The organism is Ornithinibacillus sp. FSL M8-0202 (genome assembly GCF_037975285.1).
Taxonomy (GTDB): domain Bacteria; phylum Bacillota; class Bacilli; order Bacillales; family Amphibacillaceae; genus Ornithinibacillus; species Ornithinibacillus massiliensis.
Genome location: NZ_CP150248.1, coordinates 1096312 through 1112888 on the forward strand (window position 1 = coordinate 1096312; position 16577 = coordinate 1112888).

A 16577-nucleotide genomic window follows, 5' to 3' on the forward strand; every position below is an offset into this window, starting at 1 on the left:
TAATATTTTCATTGATTTATGACTTAAGGGATTTTTCCCTTATGGACGAAATGGTGGATGTGACTGAAATTTGCTCTACGTCGGTTATTATTTCGATAACCGACGGCATATTACTATTCAATGCTTGCATCAACGCATTCTTAAATTCTTCGATGGTCGATACAGTATAGCCTTGTGCACCCACAGCTTTGGCTAGCGCGGAGAACGAGACTTTTCCTAAATCAGTTCCAATAACGCGTGTCGGATAGTGCATCTCTTGATGCATTCGGATAGTTCCATAACTATTGTTATTAAACACAAGTGCAATTACTGGTATATTTTCTCGGACCGCTGTCTCCAGTTCTTGACACGTCATCATGAACCCGCCATCACCAGAAAGTGATACAACTGTCTTACTCGGTGATGCAAGCTTTGCCCCTATTGCAGCAGGTAAACCATATCCCATAGCCCCAGAAGTCGGCCCTATATACGTATCCTTTTCCGAAAAAGGATAAAAGCCGTGTAACCATCCTGCAAAGTTGCCTGCATCATTTGTTATGATGGTATCTGATTCCAGCATTTCTACCATTGCATGAATAATATGCTTATTAATAACATCTGACTCTGAAACTACTAAACTGCTAACCTCTCGAAAACGTTGATTACTTTCCTTAGCCCAATCTGACCAGCTGCGGTTAAGATTTACCATACGTAATGATTCGATTGCCTTTTTCATGTCAGCTATTATGGCTAAGTCAGGTGGATATACCTTTCCAATTACCTCATGCTCGATGTCAATATGGATGAGCTTCTGATTGGCGGTTAACAAGGTATAGTCTTGAGTTGTTACCTCGGAAAGTCTGGTTCCACATGCTAAAATCACATCTGCTTCCTGAATCGTTTGTATTACCTTCTTCGGGGTTCCTAGTCCAAGATGCCCCGCATATAAAGGATGCGTATTTGGAAACACATCATGTCGTCTAAACGAGGCTACAACTGGAATATGCCACGCCTCCGCCAAATCTACTAACTCTGTCTCTGCTTGTGATAGCTTTACCCCTCCCCCAGCAATAATGAGCGGTTTTTCCGCTTTATTAAGAATTTTTTCGATTGAAACCATTTCTTCTTTGGAAGGGGAGGGCTTTGGTATTGTTATTTTCGGTCCAAAAGACATCTCGACTTCTTGAGGAAGTACGTCCTCTGGTAAGGAAACAACTACGGGACCAGGTCGACCTGACTGTGCAATTCGAAATGCTCGATCGACAAGTTCTGGTATTCTTTCGGGATCGCTAATCTCAACAGCCCATTTACTAATTGGTTTAAAGAAGTGGTCGAGGTCTACCTCCTGGAATCCTTCTCGACCTCGAAACTTACGATGCACCTGGCCAAGAAAAACTACCATCGGGGTAGAATCCTGATATGCTGTATGAACACCAATGGATAGATTAGCAGCACCTACTCCTCTTGTAGCCAAGACAATTCCCGGCTTATGGGCAGCCTTTGCATACCCTTCCGCCATAAAGGATGCTCCACCCTCATGTCTTGCCGAAATAAGCTCTATTGAGGACTCACTATAAAGTGCATCAAGTAGTGGCAGGTAGCTTTCACCAGGGACACAAAATACTTTCGATATACCTTCTCTTTTTACACACTCTACGATTGCTTGTGCTGCAGTCATCTTTGTTTTTAATTCCATGTTCATGACGGTTTCACGCCCTTACTCGTAAATTCCTTTATTCTCTTAATCACTTCATCAATGCGTTCCAATTCTACCGATATTGAAATCCGAATATACCCTTCACCAGAAGGTCCAAAAGCAGTTCCTGGTGTAACGATAATTCCAGCCTCCTCCAATAGCTTGTGAGCAAACTCTTCTGATGAATAGCCTGGTGGAATCTTTGGCCAAACAAATATAGACCCCCTAGGCTTATCTAGCTGAAAACCTGATTCAGTTAATCCTTTGTACATTCGTTCCATTCTTTCTTTAAAGATTTCATTATGCTTTCTTACATCCGCTAAGTCACTCTTTAATGCGTGTGCTGCCGCCTTTTGGATGGATAGGAATTGACTAGTATCGATATTGCTTTTATAGGTGTGAAGCGCTTTGATTAATTCCTTATTCCCCACAACATAACCAATTCGCCAGCCAGTCATATTAAAGCTCTTCGACAAAGAACCGAATTCAATTGCTACCTCTTTCGCCTGGGGGACTTGAAGAATGCTTGGTGACTTATATCCATCAAAGGTTACTAAATCGTAGGCAGCATCATGAATGACAGCTATTTGATTCTTCTCACCAAATGCAACCGCTTCCATAAAAGTATCTAATTCTACTGTTGCCGCTGTTGGATTACCTGGGTAGTTTAAAAACATCAGCTTTGCTTCTTGTATATCCTCCGCTAACAATCGGTCAAACATTGGTACATAACCATTGTCTACATCTAACGGCAGATATGTACTACGACCACTAGCTAAATGGACTGCTGTCTGGTAAACTGGATACCCTGGGTCTGGAATAAGCACCCTATCTCCAGGATTAATGGTAGCCTGCATAAGATTCGCAATGCCTTCTTTGGAGCCAATTAATGCTAATATTTCGGTGTCTGGGTCCAACTCTACCCCATAGTGGTTCTGATAAAAGTAAGCAACAGCCTCACGAAATTCTTTACTTCCATCATAGGGTGAGTATCGGTGATTAGACGGATTTTGCACTTCCTCACAGAGTTTATCAATAATAAACTTCGGTGTTGGTAAGTCTGGTGCACCAATTCCTAAGTCAATAACATCCACGCCCTGTGCCTTCAACGCTTCTTTCCTTTTTTGAAATCTGGAAAATAGATATGGTGGCAAATCCTTTACCTTCTTGGACACATACATGGTTCTACCCATCCTTCCGTTTCAACATGCGAAATGCCATTTCATATATCTGGTATCAGTATAATCGTATTAATTAAAATTTTCAATTATTATCAAAAAACGAAATATTTTTGTTACAATAAAAGTAAGCGCTTAAAAACAGAGGTGATTATTTTGGATACTAGTAGACAATATGCTATTACTTTAGATCATCAAGATCCACTGCAAAAGTTTCGAAAAGAATTCTATGTTACGAAAGATAAAATTTATTTAGACGGAAATTCCTTAGGTCATCTCTCCAAACGCTCGGAACAGGCAGTTCTTTCCATTCTTGATGCTTGGAAAAATGATGCTATTGATGGCTGGACAATCGGTGAGCATCCTTGGTTCTATTTATCGGAGAAAGTAGGAGAAGCATTTGCTCCGCTGGTTGGTGCTAAACCGGATGAGTTAATTGCAACCGGGTCAACTACTACCAATCTGCATCAGCTCCTAGCTAGTTTTTATAAACCTGAGGGAAAGAAAACGAAAATCCTTGCAGATGAATTAAATTTCCCCTCTGATATCTATGCCATCAAAAGCCAGCTTAAACTAAAAGGATTTTCTCCTGATGAGCATTTAGTACAAGTAAAAAGTAGAGATGGTCATACTCTGACTACAGAGGATATCATCGCTTCGATGACCGATGATATTGCACTGATTATCCTACCGGGAGTTCTATATCGTAGTGGACAAATTTTAGATATGCGGACCTTAACAGAAGCTGCGTGTGAGCGAGGTATTCCAATCGGTTTTGACCTTTGCCACTCCATTGGCTCCATCCCGCACTATTTATCAGAATGGAACGTTGATTTTGCTTTTTGGTGTACGTATAAACATTTAAACGGTGGACCTGGAAGTGTAGCTGGTATCTATGTAAACGAGAAGCATTTAGGAAATGAACCTGGATTATCTGGCTGGTTCAGCTCGAAAAAGGATAAACAATTTGATTTAGAGCATCAGTTGACACCTGCCCCGACTGCCGGTGCCTACCAGATTGGTACTCCACATGTGTTAAGCTTGGCACCATTAATTGGATCACTTGAAATTTTCCAGGAGGCTGGTATCCAAGCTATTCGTCAAAAGTCCCTAGCATTAACAGATTATCTCATGGCATTAATGGAGATGGAGTTAAGCGAATTTGGGTTTAAAATCGCTTCTCCTAAGGAGCATCTATCTCGTGGGGGACATGTATATGTAACCCATCCGAATGCTGCTAGTATCTGTAAAGCACTAAAGGATGCTGGAATTATTCCCGATTTCCGAAGCCCTAATGGCATCCGTCTCGCGCCAGTCGCCTTATATAATACATTTGAGGAAGTTTGGCAGACGGTTGAAGTGCTCAAACAAATTATGCGAGACCAAAAATATAAAAAATACGAGAATACTAGAGGAGTTATCGCGTGATGACAAAATGGATTGATATCACACAAACACTTACAAACGATATGGCTCACTGGCCAGGGGATCGCCCTTTTACATATGAGGTTGCCGCAACGAAGGAACAAACCGGATCTGCTAATGTCGGAAAAATTACGACAAGTGTTCACATGGGGACTCATGTTGATTCTCCATTTCATTTCGACAATGATGGAATCACTATTGAACAAATTCCGATTGAGACGTATATAGGAAAAGCAAAAGTAATCGATGTAAGTTCCTTTCATACCATTACCCCAGAAGTATTACGGGACTATAATTTAGAAGGAGTAGAACGTTTATTACTACACACTTCTTTACCGAATAATCCAAAGCACTTCCCTGAAGAAATCCCGTTATTAGATCCAAGTATCGCAGCCTACTTAGCAAGTAAGGGTGTCCTATTACTCGGAATTGATATGCCTTCTGTGGATCCAATAACTAGTAAGAGCTTAGATACACACCATGCTCTCCATAAACATGGCATCCATATACTAGAAAATCTTATGCTTGATGATGTGTCCCCAGGCTTATATGAATTGATTGCCCTACCACTACGTATCGCTGGGGCCGATGGTAGTCCAGTAAGAGCGGTAATACGTCCTATCAAGGGGGAAATGACGAATGCGTGAAGACTACATTTGGGACCTTTATTCAGATGACTCTGGAGCATATACAGATTTTAAAGAAAAAATGACTTATGGTGACTACTTACAGCTCGAAACATTACTAGACAGTCAGAAACGACTTTCTAATCATCATGATGAGATGCTATTTATCGTCATTCACCAAGTAAGTGAGCTCTGGCTAAAGTTGATGATCCATGAAATAGAGGCAGCAACAAATGCTATACGAAACGGAGAATATCAAGCTGCTTTTAAGATGCTTGCCCGCGTATCAAAAATCCAAACTCAAATTATCCATGCCTGGGATGTCCTCTCAACCTTAACACCAGCTGAGTATATGGAGTTTCGTGGATTTCTAGGCAATGCATCGGGTTTTCAGTCCTATCAGTACCGTCTAGTTGAATTTGTTTTAGGCTATAAAACACCTCATATTGTAAAAATCTATGAGAAGAATCCTGTTTTACATAATCGACTAAAATCAGCCTTTGAGGCTCCTGGCCTATATGACGTATCCATACAAGCATTGGCTAAAGAAGGCTTCCACATTAACCAAAGCATATTAGAACGTGATTTTTCCAGCAAATATCAACAGGATCAAACTGTTGCTGATGCATGGCTAGAGGTATATCGTAACAAAGATACGTATTGGAACCTGTATCAATTAGCAGAAAAACTCGTCGACATTGAAGACTGGTTCCAACAATGGCGATTCCGACATATGAAAACAGTCGAAAGAATTATTGGGCATAAAACAGGAACCGGCGGAACATCCGGTGTTGGTTATTTAAAAAAGGTGTTAGATCATTATTTCTTTCCGGAATTATGGGAAGTGCGAACAAAGCTATAAAGCGATGCATGGGCTTCACTTTTATCATTAAGTCGTATGTCTAATGTACTCCATCGAGCACCTATAGAGAGGATTTACGCGAATGGAATTCACCATTAATAACACTTATTTTAGCAAGGCAATTACAGAAGTTAGTCATGTGGTTTCTTCAAAGGCTACAATTCCAATTTTAACTGGTATAAAAATGGAAGCGAAAGCAGATTGTATCATCCTTACTGGTAGCAATTCTGATATTATTATTCAACGAACGATTCCACAAATCGTTGATGGAGTAAAGGTGCTAGAGATTCACTCCATTGGTAGTATAGTAATTCCAGCAAAATATTTGCGTGAATTAATCAAAAAATTACCAAGCGATATAAGCGTGACCTTATTCGATAATCATTTCATCACTATCCAGTCTGAAGATATTATGACTAGATTAAATGGAATACGTGCGGAAGAGTATCCTCTTTTACCAACGATTAATCAAACGAACCGGATCAGTATTTATAGTGATAAATTAATAGCTGCAATTAAGAAAACTGTTTTTGCTGTTTCTAGGAGCGAAACAAAACCAGTCTTAACTGGCGTAAATCTATCTTTTAAACAGAATGAACTAACCTGTATGGCAACTAATTCTCACCGATTTGCACTATGTAAGCTCGGAATAGAATCGAATGTAACTGGATCCTTCACCGTACCAAGTGCCGCTTTACAAGAGGTAACCAAGTTATATCATTCCAATACTATATTAGATATCATTGCATCTGAAGATTATATCTTGTTTAAATCAGATAACTTAACTTTATATTCCAGACTAATACAGGGTCATTATCCTGATATGACAGATTTACTTACACAGTCACCAAAAACAAGTATAACTGTGGACACCAAGCAATTACTACAAGGAATTGATAGAGCCTGCTTGTTTGCCAGTGAAAGGAAAAACAATACGGTCCATCTAACTATAAATCATAGCTTATTAAAAATCTCTTCTAAATCTACAGAAGTAGGAAAAATAGAAGAAACACAAAAGATTAGGCTATTAAGTGGCGAGCAACAAGTAAATGTTACACTCGATGGCAGTTATGTAATCGATGCTTTAAAAGAAATGAAAGAGGATGAGGTAAGTATTCGTTTTAATGGCTCTATGCGCCCTGTCATATTGGAACCAGTAGGAAATACCTCTCAGCTTCATCTCATATCTCCTGTTAGGACACATTAAAGATATACTGGGGAGGTCCTGTTTTCTATAGAAGTTATTCAGCTTAAGCAAATGCAATACTTGTTATGAGGGTTGGCAATCTCTTCTTAAATTTGTCACCCTCTAATGCTTCAGCTATTATTTCATTGCCTTATAGCATCCGCTCAGGAGGACAACATTGTGTCGTAAAATTGCATACTTCAATGATCTATTTTTCTTATGCTGTTGAAAAAGTTATGGATACTTCCCTAGCTAAAAGCAAATGAACACTATAAGGGGCTCGAAGCAAATGCCCTGAGCTTGACATGACTATTACGGTATGCACTCTAAATTAAATAACTTCTTAATTAAAAAAGAAGATCCTTAAAGCAAAAGAACTTTAAAGATCCTCCTCAATTCGAAATAGTACTTTGTATTTTTGTTCATCAAATAAATCGGTAACATGAACTCGTTTTCCATGACCAAAAATAACCTCTGTATCGGTCATCGCGACTACCATTGCTTTCGTATTTTGCTCAACATCTAAAAAGACATCCCCAACAACTGGTTTTACGACATCCTCATCACTATCGGTTAGGTAGGTTATCGATTCATCTTGAATTTGCTGCTCCTCTGGTACTAAGCTTTTATCATAGTAGGCAATTTCTTGACTAGCATCCGCTTTACCAGGAACCATTACAACATATTCATTATGTTTTACACCATTATCCCTAGTTGTCACAACATTACCGTCTTCCACACTAGCCACTTTTTCAATAGAATTTAACGAATAATGGTCTAGTAAATCTGGTGCAGGCTTTGTAATTAATATGTAATCACCAGGATTAGGTCGTCTACTCTCGTCAATCGTGTATCGTTTTCCATAAAAAATAAATGTATCATTATGCTTTGGCTTATATAAAGTAATCTCATTAGCGCTTGTTAGGACTTGTTTCATATCCTTTAGCCGATATAAATGGACCGACTTCTTAAACATCGGTTTTACCGTATAAACTTTGTGCAATTCATTTTGATAAAAAACAAATTGACCTTTCCGAACCTGAAAAAGCTTCATCAGATTTTCCTCCTAAAATTATGAATACAATTTAAAATAACTATTCTTATCTTTTGTCACATTATAATATTTAAACATACTATCATCAAATTCAACGTACATTCTTATCCATATGCACGAATGGCAAGTCAGTATCCACTTTCCCTAATATCCGTTTTAAATTTATTTGCTCTCCATTTAACCATTTTCCAAAATCAAAGATGATAGGTTCACGGTCGCCACCTAATGCAAACCAGGCTTTTAATTCTTTTGGAAAATAAGCAGAAGTATGTATGGTTCCAGACCAGTTTTTATATTGGTTTGAAAATACTCCTTTATCGGAATCATTCATCATTCGAAAAGCTTGATAGGCATTTGTTACATGGTGTTTCTGTGTTTCGATGGCATCCATTCGCTTATAGGAATCTACTAAATGATGACGATTTTCATGTGTCATGATTTCGAAATGGTTCGTACAAACATTCGACCTTCGAACCTCGGTTCCCCGTGGTGTCGCCTCCACAATAAATGTTTCTCCCGATTTCACTAGCGTTGCATTAAATTAATTTTATTATTAAAAATACTCGAAATGTTCAATTTTATTGTTTTGCGCAAAGAAAAAGTCCTTTATAATGGATAAGTCAGGTGGTAAACCCGTCCAAATCCACTAAAAAGGACAAATCTCATGGACAAGATTACACGAAAAACTTCATTTGGACAATGGTTTTCACCAATTAATTTTCAATTATTTGAAGAACAGGTGAAAACATTGAAATTAGATTTCTATACGAAAAAATTAACGACAGAGTCGTTCCTAAAGTTACTGCTTTTTGCACAGCTACAGGAAGTCGAGAGTCTTCATGCACTAAGTGACTGCCTCTTCGATGACAAGCTTCAAAGGGCTATCGACCTTGATTCTATTAGTATTTCTCAGTTATCACGACGATTAAATGGGCTGAATCCCGACCTTTTCCAAAGACTGTTTCTCGATTTAGTATCACAAATTCATGCCAAAACGCATTATACGAAACTTGTAATGCCATTAAAAATTATTGATTCTAGCACTTTGCCACTGAATTTGACGAATCATAAATGGGCAAAATTCCGCAAAACAAAGGCAGGAGTGAAACTGCATCTGCGTCTTGTATTTATGGAAAAAGGCACTTCTTACCCAGAAAAAGCCGTAATGACAACTGCAAAAGAACATGACCGAGGCCAGCTTGAAATTATGGTAGATGACAAAGAATGCATGTATGTGTTCGACCGTGGTTACTTAGACTACGAACGTTTTGACCGCATGACCGACGAGGGCTACTTTTTCCTTTCAAGGCTGCGGAAAAACGCAGTCATACGGGAAGTTTACAACTTTAAGTTGCCCGAAAATATGCCTGTTTTATCAGACCAAATGGTCTTAATTGGTACTACACAAAACCGTGCTGAAAATTATTTTCGCCTGATAAAGGTCTTGGATTCAAAGGGAAATGAACTCCATTTAATTACAAATCGTTTTGATTTAAGTGCCGAAGAGATTTCAGAAATGTACAAATCACGCTGGGCAATTGAATTGTTCTTCAAATGGATCAAACAACATCTCAGCATTAAGAAGTTTTACGGTCAGAGCGAATGGGCGATTCAAAACCAAGTATTTATCGCACTTATTGTTTTTTGCCTTCATGTTCTTGTGCAAATTGAAACAAAAAGCAAGCGAAAAACGCTACAAATTAGCCGTTATTTAAGGGCTGCATTATGGAAACCAGCGCATATTTGGCTTCGAAAGATTGAAGGCAAATCCGTCCCTTAATAAGCAAATTGTCGTTGTCACACAGGTCTAATTGTAAATTATTTCCAAATGGATGGAGCCACCTTTAATTCGGTATTTACTTTTTTGGCTCTAAACAGAAGATATAATAAAACTGAAAATTACGACATTATTTTTGCAACACTAGTGTCCCGATTTATCTAATACAATATAACTGAAACTATGACGATGTGGGACTTCCTCCAACATATCTACTGCCTCTTCGACTGTTGCGCAATTTTCCAGAACCATCCTGCCAATCATATTACAAATAAAACCGTCGCCTGGTTTCTTACGATGCATGAAATTATAACCAAGGCTTAGACCTTTTTCATTCATTCCGTCCATTCTTCCTGTAATCCTTTGCGAAGGACCAATGACAGCATAGCCTTGATCGGCCGGTGAAAAAATCGTATACCTTCCTTCATATGTTTTAGGATGGTAATCATAATTGCGTATCATATAATCTGAATCAGTAAAAATAGAGCATCCACTTCGCTGATAATGTAGTCGGTATCCACCAAACTCACGTAGTACCTCTTGCATATCCCATTGTAATGCATCACGTAAACCGAGTAGCTCTTCCCAAATACCTGGTGCAAATGGAAGGATGGCTTCCTTTACTTCCTGTTCTTTAATTATAAAATGAGCTCTCCGTATTTTCCAAATTCGTCTACGATTTTCAATGATTAAAGAATCTTTTAGCATCTCACCCTGTTTATAACCAAAATCATAATGCGTGCCACGGAATTGAATTAAGTCGCTGTAAATTTCCTTCAATTTGATCATCCCTTTTTGGAAATAGGATAGAATATACACTCTATCTTGTTAGGCTTTTTTACTTATTTTCAAATTCTTCTACTAAAATGGATAGCTCTTCCCAGCGTTCCATCTTCGTGTTCAGTTCTTCTTCCACTCTTTGCTGTTCGGCAAATAGTTTCTGGACCTTCTCCGAATCACTTCCAGCTTCTACAATGCCTGCTTCTAGCTCGGTAATCTTTTCTTCGAGTGCTGCGATTTGATCCTCGATTTCGTTCCATTCTTTTTGTTCCATATACGAAAGCTTCTTTTTTTGCTTTGGCTTCTGTTCTGCTTTTGTTTCTTTTACTTCCCTTTTTACGGTTACCTGATGCTTCTCCAAGTAATCACTGTAGTTACCATAGAACGGGCTTATTTTACCTTTCCCTTCAAAGATTAGCAATTTTTCAACGACGCGATCGAGAAAATACCGATCATGGGATACTGTTATAACAACGCCAGGAAAATGGTCTAAATATTCTTCCAAAACACCTAATGTTTGAATGTCTAAGTCGTTTGTCGGTTCATCTAGAAAAAGAACATTTGGCTCTGTCATAAGTACCTTCAATAGATATAGGCGCCTCTTCTCCCCACCGGATAGCTTGCGAATATAATTATATTGCTCAGACCGTGGGAATAGAAAGCGTTCTAGCATCTGTTCTGCCGTTATGACATCGCCTTCTATTGTATGGATGACTTCAGCTGTTTCCTTTATAAAATCAACTACACGCATCTCCCCGTCTAGTTCTTCCTCGCCTTGGGTATAATAGCCAATTTTCACCGTATCACCAATGATTACTTCTCCATGATCTGGTAACAAGCGCTTGGCCATCATATTTAAAAGAGTTGTCTTCCCTGAACCATTTGGCCCAATAATACCGATACGGTCACCCGGAATAATAAGCTGGCTAAAATGCTGTATTAGCTGTTTTCCTTCGATTGATTTAGCTATATCCATTAACTCGATTACCTTTTTACCTAATCGAGTAGAACCTACCTGGAACTCAATACTGTTTTGATCCGTATGAAAGGTCTTTTCCTTCATTTCATGAACACGATCGATTCTAGCTTTTTGCTTTGTTGTACGTGCTTTAACCCCGGCTTTTAACCAAGCTAATTCACGCTTTAGAATATTAGCATGCTTTTGTTGATTACTTCGCTCTAATTCTTCTCTCTCTGCCTTTTTCTCTAAGAAAATCTCATAATTTCCTTCATACGAATACAGATTTCCCTTATCCAACTCTATTATTTTATTGGTTACACGATTTAAGAAGTATCGATCATGGGTAACGAGTAAAAGCGCTCCCTTAAAGCTCTGCAAGTATTTCTCTAACCATTCTACTGTTTCATTATCGAGATGGTTGGTTGGCTCGTCCAGAATCAATAAGTCAGCTGGTTGAATTAACGCTTTGGCTATCGCAATCCGTTTACGTTGGCCACCGGATAATTCGGTAACCTTTTTATTAAAATCAGTAATACCAAGCTTCGTTAAAATCGTTTTCGCTGTTGTATTAGCTTCCCAAGCCTCTAATTCATCCATCCTTTGTTGGACTCGCATTAGTCCTTCCTGAACTTTCGTATTCTCTGGATCTAGTTCTAACTTCTGTAGCGCCTTCTCGTACTCACGCATCACCTTCATAATGGCAGCTTCACCATAGTAAATTTGTTCGATAACGGATAAATTCGGATCTAATTCCGCTTCTTGTGGTAAGTACTCAATCCGGTAATCCTTAGGATATTGAATTGATCCAGCATCTGGTGAATCCAGACCTGCAATTACTTTTAGAAAACTAGATTTTCCTGTACCGTTTACCCCAATTAATCCAATACGATCATGATCTGTAATCGTATAAGATATATTTTCAAATAAAACCTTATCACCATAAGATTTATATATATTTTCAATCGTTAGCATAGCAGGAGTCCTTTCTTGCCTTTCAAAGATTAATTTGATTTTTTTCTATTACGAATCAGTTCCTTTACTAACAGTACAACTAATAATAGTAGCCAGGATGTTACTAAATAGAAAATCATTTTACTCATTTGGTCCATATCCTGAACGAAAAACACCATTCCAACCCAAATGATGGCGATAATCAAGATTTGGTAAATTAATGGTTTCATATTCATTTCCCCCTGTTAAAAACCTATTTATAAGTTTACATTACCACAGGTTATTTTACCATTTGTTCGGTGTAGTTCGAGCTCCAGAACACTATCTTATTTTCTCAATCAAACAAGCTCTGAAGAATCCACGTGATTATCCAGGTTATTTCGTACATAATATAAGTAACACGTTTATAATGGGGGAATTTCAATGGTACTACAAAAGGGGAAAAAGAACTGTATAACAGATGTTGAGGGTGTACAAGTAGGACATAAAACATTATACGAAAAAGTGAATCAAGAACAAACCATCTGTACCGGTGTCACCGCTATCCTACCACATTCAGGCAATCTCTTCTATGAAAAGGTACGGGCTGGCTGCCATGTCGTTAATGGCTACGGAAAAACAAGTGGGCTTGTCCAAGTGGAAGAGCTAGGCTTTATTGAATCACCTATTATGCTTACCAATACGTTAAGTGTTGGTCCTGTCATGGAGGGTACTGTTACATATATGCTTCAACAGAATAAAGAAATAGGTACCTCTGCCGGAACATTAAATGTGGTCGTTGGGGAATGTAATGACGGCTTCTTAAATTCAATGCGACTTCAAGCTGTCCGACCGAATCATGCTATCGAAGCAATTGAAAATGCAAGCAGTAGTGCTGTTCAACAAGGTGCTGTCGGCGCAGGAAAAGGCATGATTTGTTTTGGGTATAAAGGTGGTATTGGTACAGCTTCTCGAGTCGTTACAGCGTCCAATGAAAAATACACGGTTGGTTGTCTCGTTCTTAGTAACTTCGGTGATAGTCAAGATGCATTATTTGCAAACTTCCCTAAGAAGAAAAACCCTAACTCAACAGATGGATCTATTATGATGATTATTGCGACAGATGCGCCTTTATACGACAGGCAATTAAAGCGAATCGCAAAGCGTACTGCTGCAGGACTTGGTCGTGTTGGCAGCCATATGGATAATGGGAGCGGAGATATCGCAATAGCCTTTACAACAGCAAATCCCTCTGCTCATAATGTCAATGGTCACCTGGAGTCTATCACATACTTACGTGACGATGACCAAGCAATGAATCAATTATTCCAAGCTGTAGCTGAAGCAATCGAAGAAGCTATTATTAATTCGTTAAAGTATGCAGAAACAACGGAAGGACAAAATGGAAGAGTAATTGAAAAGGCACCACTAACATAATGTGGTGCCTTTGGCCTTTTTAGGATTACCTCGATTTTGTCAAAAACGACTTCGGCATATCTGATCTAAATAGCATGAGCTGTCCTGTCACTGGATGATGAAAGGACAGTATTTTGGCATGAAGACCTAATCGACCTATTTCATTCGTTTTTGCTCCATATTTCTTATCTCCAACGATGGGATGTCCAATGTCGCTTAAATGAACACGTATTTGATTTTTTCTACCTGTTTCTAGGTTCACTTCTACTAAGCTAAATTGGTTATTCGATTGGATTTTTCGAAAATGTGTAATGGCAAATTGTCCATCCTTATCTTGAACAGAGTACATTTTATGAGTTTTACTTTCTTTCAACCAAGATTTTACGGTTCCTTCTGGCTTCTTTAATTCCCCTTCTACCAGCGCTACATAAGTACGCTCTTGAACTAGCTCCTTCCAATTATCCTGGAGCTTTCGTTTTACTTTCTCACTTTTGGCAAACATCATAACACCAGAAGTTTCCTTATCTAGACGATGGACAACAAATACACGGTTTCTTGGATCACGAAGTTTTACATAATCCATTAGCTGATGTAACGCCGTGTTCTTCTTTTCTGTTTCTGTAGCGATAGACAATAATCCTGCATCCTTCTCAATGACAATAATCGAATTATCCTCAAATAGTATTTTCATTCCAATTAATGTACTTTCCTTCACCGCTACTTTATTTTTTAGTACACTAACAACTTGCCCAGGTTTAAGAGGATAGTTATGCTTTGTTTCGATATGGTCATCTACCTTTACTTGTCCCCGTGTTAGAATAGATTTTACAGAGTTTCTACTCCTACTTTCCATCTTCTGTAACAAAAAGGCCAATAATTCACTTGGTTCATTTACTTTAAAATTAAGTGTACCACTTCTCGTAGGCTTCGCATTTTTTCTATTTTGTGACATTCAACCATTCTCCTAGTCTTCATCTTTTACATCCACATCTTCCGGGATAGGGGTATTCAAGTATTCTTGAATCATCAGTCTATATTTTTTCACTTGTTCTAAATGAGTAGTGAACTGCGTTTTGTTTACTAGGAACTGTTCTCCATCATGTATGGCACGAATTTTCCCTTGTAGAACTAAAGACTTCACCTTCGCTTCATTCATGGATAAATATTCTGCTAGCTCTGGTATGGTAACATACAACGTAAACACCATCCTATCTTGTATTTATCACTAAAAGCGACTAACCAATCTTAACTTTACTAAGTTATTCAATAGTAAAATTTTCCTATGTATAATATAATTACCACATATCTTATTATTATTTATAGGGGAATCACATATATATGCAATTGGAAATAGATCATATTCAGATTCATTATCAATTATATAACACACGTAGTGAGCAATCCGAATATATCCTGTTGTTGCATGGGTTGGGACTAGATTTAACGATGTGGGAACCAATTATACCATATCTCCAAGATCATTTTAACATTATCACATTTGATATGAGAGGGCACGGTAAAACAAAGGCAGATACATCCGTGATTACTTGGGATGCACTCGTAAAAGATTTACATGCACTCATTACTACATTCAATATTCCTAAGTTTCACGCAGTAGGATTGGGAATCGGTGGGAATCTCGCAATAAAATATTTAGAACAATACCCTGAGAAGGTAGATAAGCTTATTCTGACATCTGTTTATATGTATTTTCCAAAAGAAGTGACAGCAAAGCAGCTTCAAAAAAGAAAGCAATTGGTTACAGATGGAAAACTATCTGAACTAGCTAAAAACTTAATCCATAAAATCTGTCACAATCTCACACCAGAGAAAGAATATTTATTAATGAAAGCCTATAGTAAAGTTGATCAACGAACCTATTTTAATTTCTTTGAAATGCTAACCAAAACGGTTTCGTTAGAGGAATTAAAGAATATTGATCGAGAGGTTTTATTAATTCAAGGAGAGAAGGATCCACTATTTCCTATTCAGCAAACCAACTTATATCAAACATGCCTGAATAAATCAGCAAGCTATGTTGTTCCAAATGCATCTAACCTTGTACCACTGGATAATCCATATACATTCACTACACTTGTATCGAATTTTATTAAAAACGGTTTATCCAATTCGTTTACTAATATAATCGAGCAAGAATTTATCAAAAATATCGACTACTTAATTTCCAAAAATTTCAATACTTTGGATATAAACATAATCAATGGGTTTTCAGTGAAATATCAAGGAAAAGAAATTACCGATAAGTGGAATCAGCGAAAAGCTAAAAACTTGCTAGCTTATTTGGCCTATCATAATTCTGCTTCTAGGGAAGCATTACTTAATGAGTTTTGGGGAGAAATTGATCTAGTTAGTGCGAAAAATAATCTACGTGTAGCATTAAATCATCTTAAAAGTATCTTACAAAATCACGGACTTGATTGTCATCTCAGTATTGGTCGTGAAAACATTAGCTTAGTAGGCGATATATCTTTCGACTTACTAAATTATATGCAATTACTTTACGGATGTGTTCTAGAGAAGGACCTTGAAAGGAAAAAGTCAATTTTCATCGAACTGATGAGCCAATATAAAGAAAGAATGTTCATTGACTTTTATGATGAGTGGCTATTTGCTATTCAAGATGAAATTGATCAGCAACTCGATAAAATAGTAAGATCACTTAATTAGGAATCAAGGAGAACGTAAA

General features: G+C 37.9%; 14 protein-coding genes and 2 pseudogenes. 7 read left to right on the forward strand and 9 right to left on the reverse strand.

Going from position 1 to position 16577, the window contains the following annotated elements:
* Positions 1-16: 16 nt before the first annotated feature.
* The gene (locus tag MKY78_RS05645; protein ID WP_339216854.1) at positions 17-1681 is read right to left on the reverse strand and encodes a thiamine pyrophosphate-binding protein; all 1665 of its coding nucleotides are present in this window, start codon (positions 1679-1681) and stop codon (positions 17-19) included.
* Positions 1678-2856 carry an LL-diaminopimelate aminotransferase gene (locus MKY78_RS05650; RefSeq protein ID WP_339216856.1) on the reverse strand — a complete coding sequence of 393 codons (1179 nt, stop codon included), beginning with the start codon at positions 2854-2856 and terminating at the stop codon, positions 1678-1680. The genes MKY78_RS05645 and MKY78_RS05650 overlap by 4 nt, the downstream gene beginning before the upstream one ends.
* 153 nt (positions 2857-3009) lie before the next feature.
* Between MKY78_RS05650 and kynU the strand changes: the two genes are divergently transcribed.
* The 4 genes from kynU to dnaN all read left to right on the forward strand — a co-directional run bounded on the left by kynU (position 3010) and on the right by dnaN (position 6973).
* A complete protein-coding gene (gene kynU, locus MKY78_RS05655; RefSeq protein ID WP_339217846.1) occupies positions 3010-4281 on the forward strand; it encodes a kynureninase in 1272 nt (423 codons plus the stop codon).
* Positions 4281-4925: an arylformamidase gene (gene kynB / locus MKY78_RS05660; RefSeq protein WP_339216857.1), complete on the forward strand. Its 645-nt coding sequence runs from the start codon at positions 4281-4283 to the stop codon at positions 4923-4925. The genes kynU and kynB overlap by 1 nt, the downstream gene beginning before the upstream one ends.
* The gene (gene kynA, locus MKY78_RS05665; protein WP_339216858.1) at positions 4918-5766 is read left to right on the forward strand and encodes a tryptophan 2,3-dioxygenase; all 849 of its coding nucleotides are present in this window, start codon (positions 4918-4920) and stop codon (positions 5764-5766) included. Before kynB ends, kynA begins: the two co-directional genes overlap by 8 nt.
* A gap of 82 nt (positions 5767-5848) precedes the next feature.
* A complete protein-coding gene (dnaN, locus tag MKY78_RS05670; protein ID WP_339216860.1) occupies positions 5849-6973 on the forward strand; it encodes a DNA polymerase III subunit beta in 1125 nt (374 codons plus the stop codon).
* Positions 6974-7331: 358 nt separating this feature from the next.
* On the opposite strand, the gene MKY78_RS05675 is transcribed toward dnaN, so the two are convergent.
* Together MKY78_RS05675 and MKY78_RS05680 are read right to left on the reverse strand one after the other, a co-directional pair.
* Positions 7332-8006: a hypothetical protein gene (locus MKY78_RS05675; RefSeq protein ID WP_339216862.1), complete on the reverse strand. Its 675-nt coding sequence runs from the start codon at positions 8004-8006 to the stop codon at positions 7332-7334.
* A 91-nt stretch (positions 8007-8097) separates the two neighbouring features.
* A pseudogene (locus MKY78_RS05680) lies at positions 8098-8535 on the reverse strand (carcinine hydrolase/isopenicillin-N N-acyltransferase family protein); the annotation flags it as partial.
* A 135-nt stretch (positions 8536-8670) separates the two neighbouring features.
* Here MKY78_RS05680 and MKY78_RS05685 point away from each other — a divergent pair.
* A complete protein-coding gene (locus tag MKY78_RS05685) occupies positions 8671-9786 on the forward strand; it encodes an IS4 family transposase (protein WP_339213018.1) in 1116 nt (371 codons plus the stop codon).
* Positions 9787-9933: 147 nt separating this feature from the next.
* Here the strand turns inward: MKY78_RS05685 and MKY78_RS05690 are convergent.
* From MKY78_RS05690 to MKY78_RS05700, 3 genes and pseudogenes are all read right to left on the reverse strand, one after another.
* A pseudogene (locus MKY78_RS05690) lies at positions 9934-10563 on the reverse strand (C45 family peptidase); the annotation flags it as partial.
* A 58-nt stretch (positions 10564-10621) separates the two neighbouring features.
* On the reverse strand, positions 10622-12496 hold the full coding sequence (locus tag MKY78_RS05695; RefSeq protein ID WP_339216864.1) for an ABC-F family ATP-binding cassette domain-containing protein: 1875 nt from the start codon (positions 12494-12496) through the stop codon (positions 10622-10624).
* Positions 12497-12525: 29 nt separating this feature from the next.
* A complete protein-coding gene (locus tag MKY78_RS05700) occupies positions 12526-12705 on the reverse strand; it encodes a hypothetical protein (RefSeq protein WP_339216865.1) in 180 nt (59 codons plus the stop codon).
* A gap of 193 nt (positions 12706-12898) precedes the next feature.
* Here MKY78_RS05700 and MKY78_RS05705 point away from each other — a divergent pair, with 193 nt between their 5' ends.
* Complete coding sequence (locus tag MKY78_RS05705; protein ID WP_339216867.1) at positions 12899-13891, forward strand: P1 family peptidase; 993 nt, start codon at positions 12899-12901, stop codon at positions 13889-13891.
* Positions 13892-13916: 25 nt separating this feature from the next.
* Here the strand turns inward: MKY78_RS05705 and MKY78_RS05710 are convergent, their stop codons facing one another.
* Complete coding sequence (locus MKY78_RS05710; RefSeq protein WP_339216869.1) at positions 13917-14822, reverse strand: RluA family pseudouridine synthase; 906 nt, start codon at positions 14820-14822, stop codon at positions 13917-13919.
* 12 nt (positions 14823-14834) lie between these two features.
* On the reverse strand, positions 14835-15065 hold the full coding sequence (locus tag MKY78_RS05715) for an excisionase family DNA-binding protein (RefSeq protein WP_339216870.1): 231 nt from the start codon (positions 15063-15065) through the stop codon (positions 14835-14837).
* Positions 15066-15208: 143 nt separating this feature from the next.
* On the opposite strand from MKY78_RS05715, the gene MKY78_RS05720 reads away from it, so the two are divergent.
* Positions 15209-16558: an alpha/beta fold hydrolase gene (locus MKY78_RS05720; protein ID WP_339216872.1), complete on the forward strand. Its 1350-nt coding sequence runs from the start codon at positions 15209-15211 to the stop codon at positions 16556-16558.
* Positions 16559-16577 lie beyond the last annotated feature (19 nt).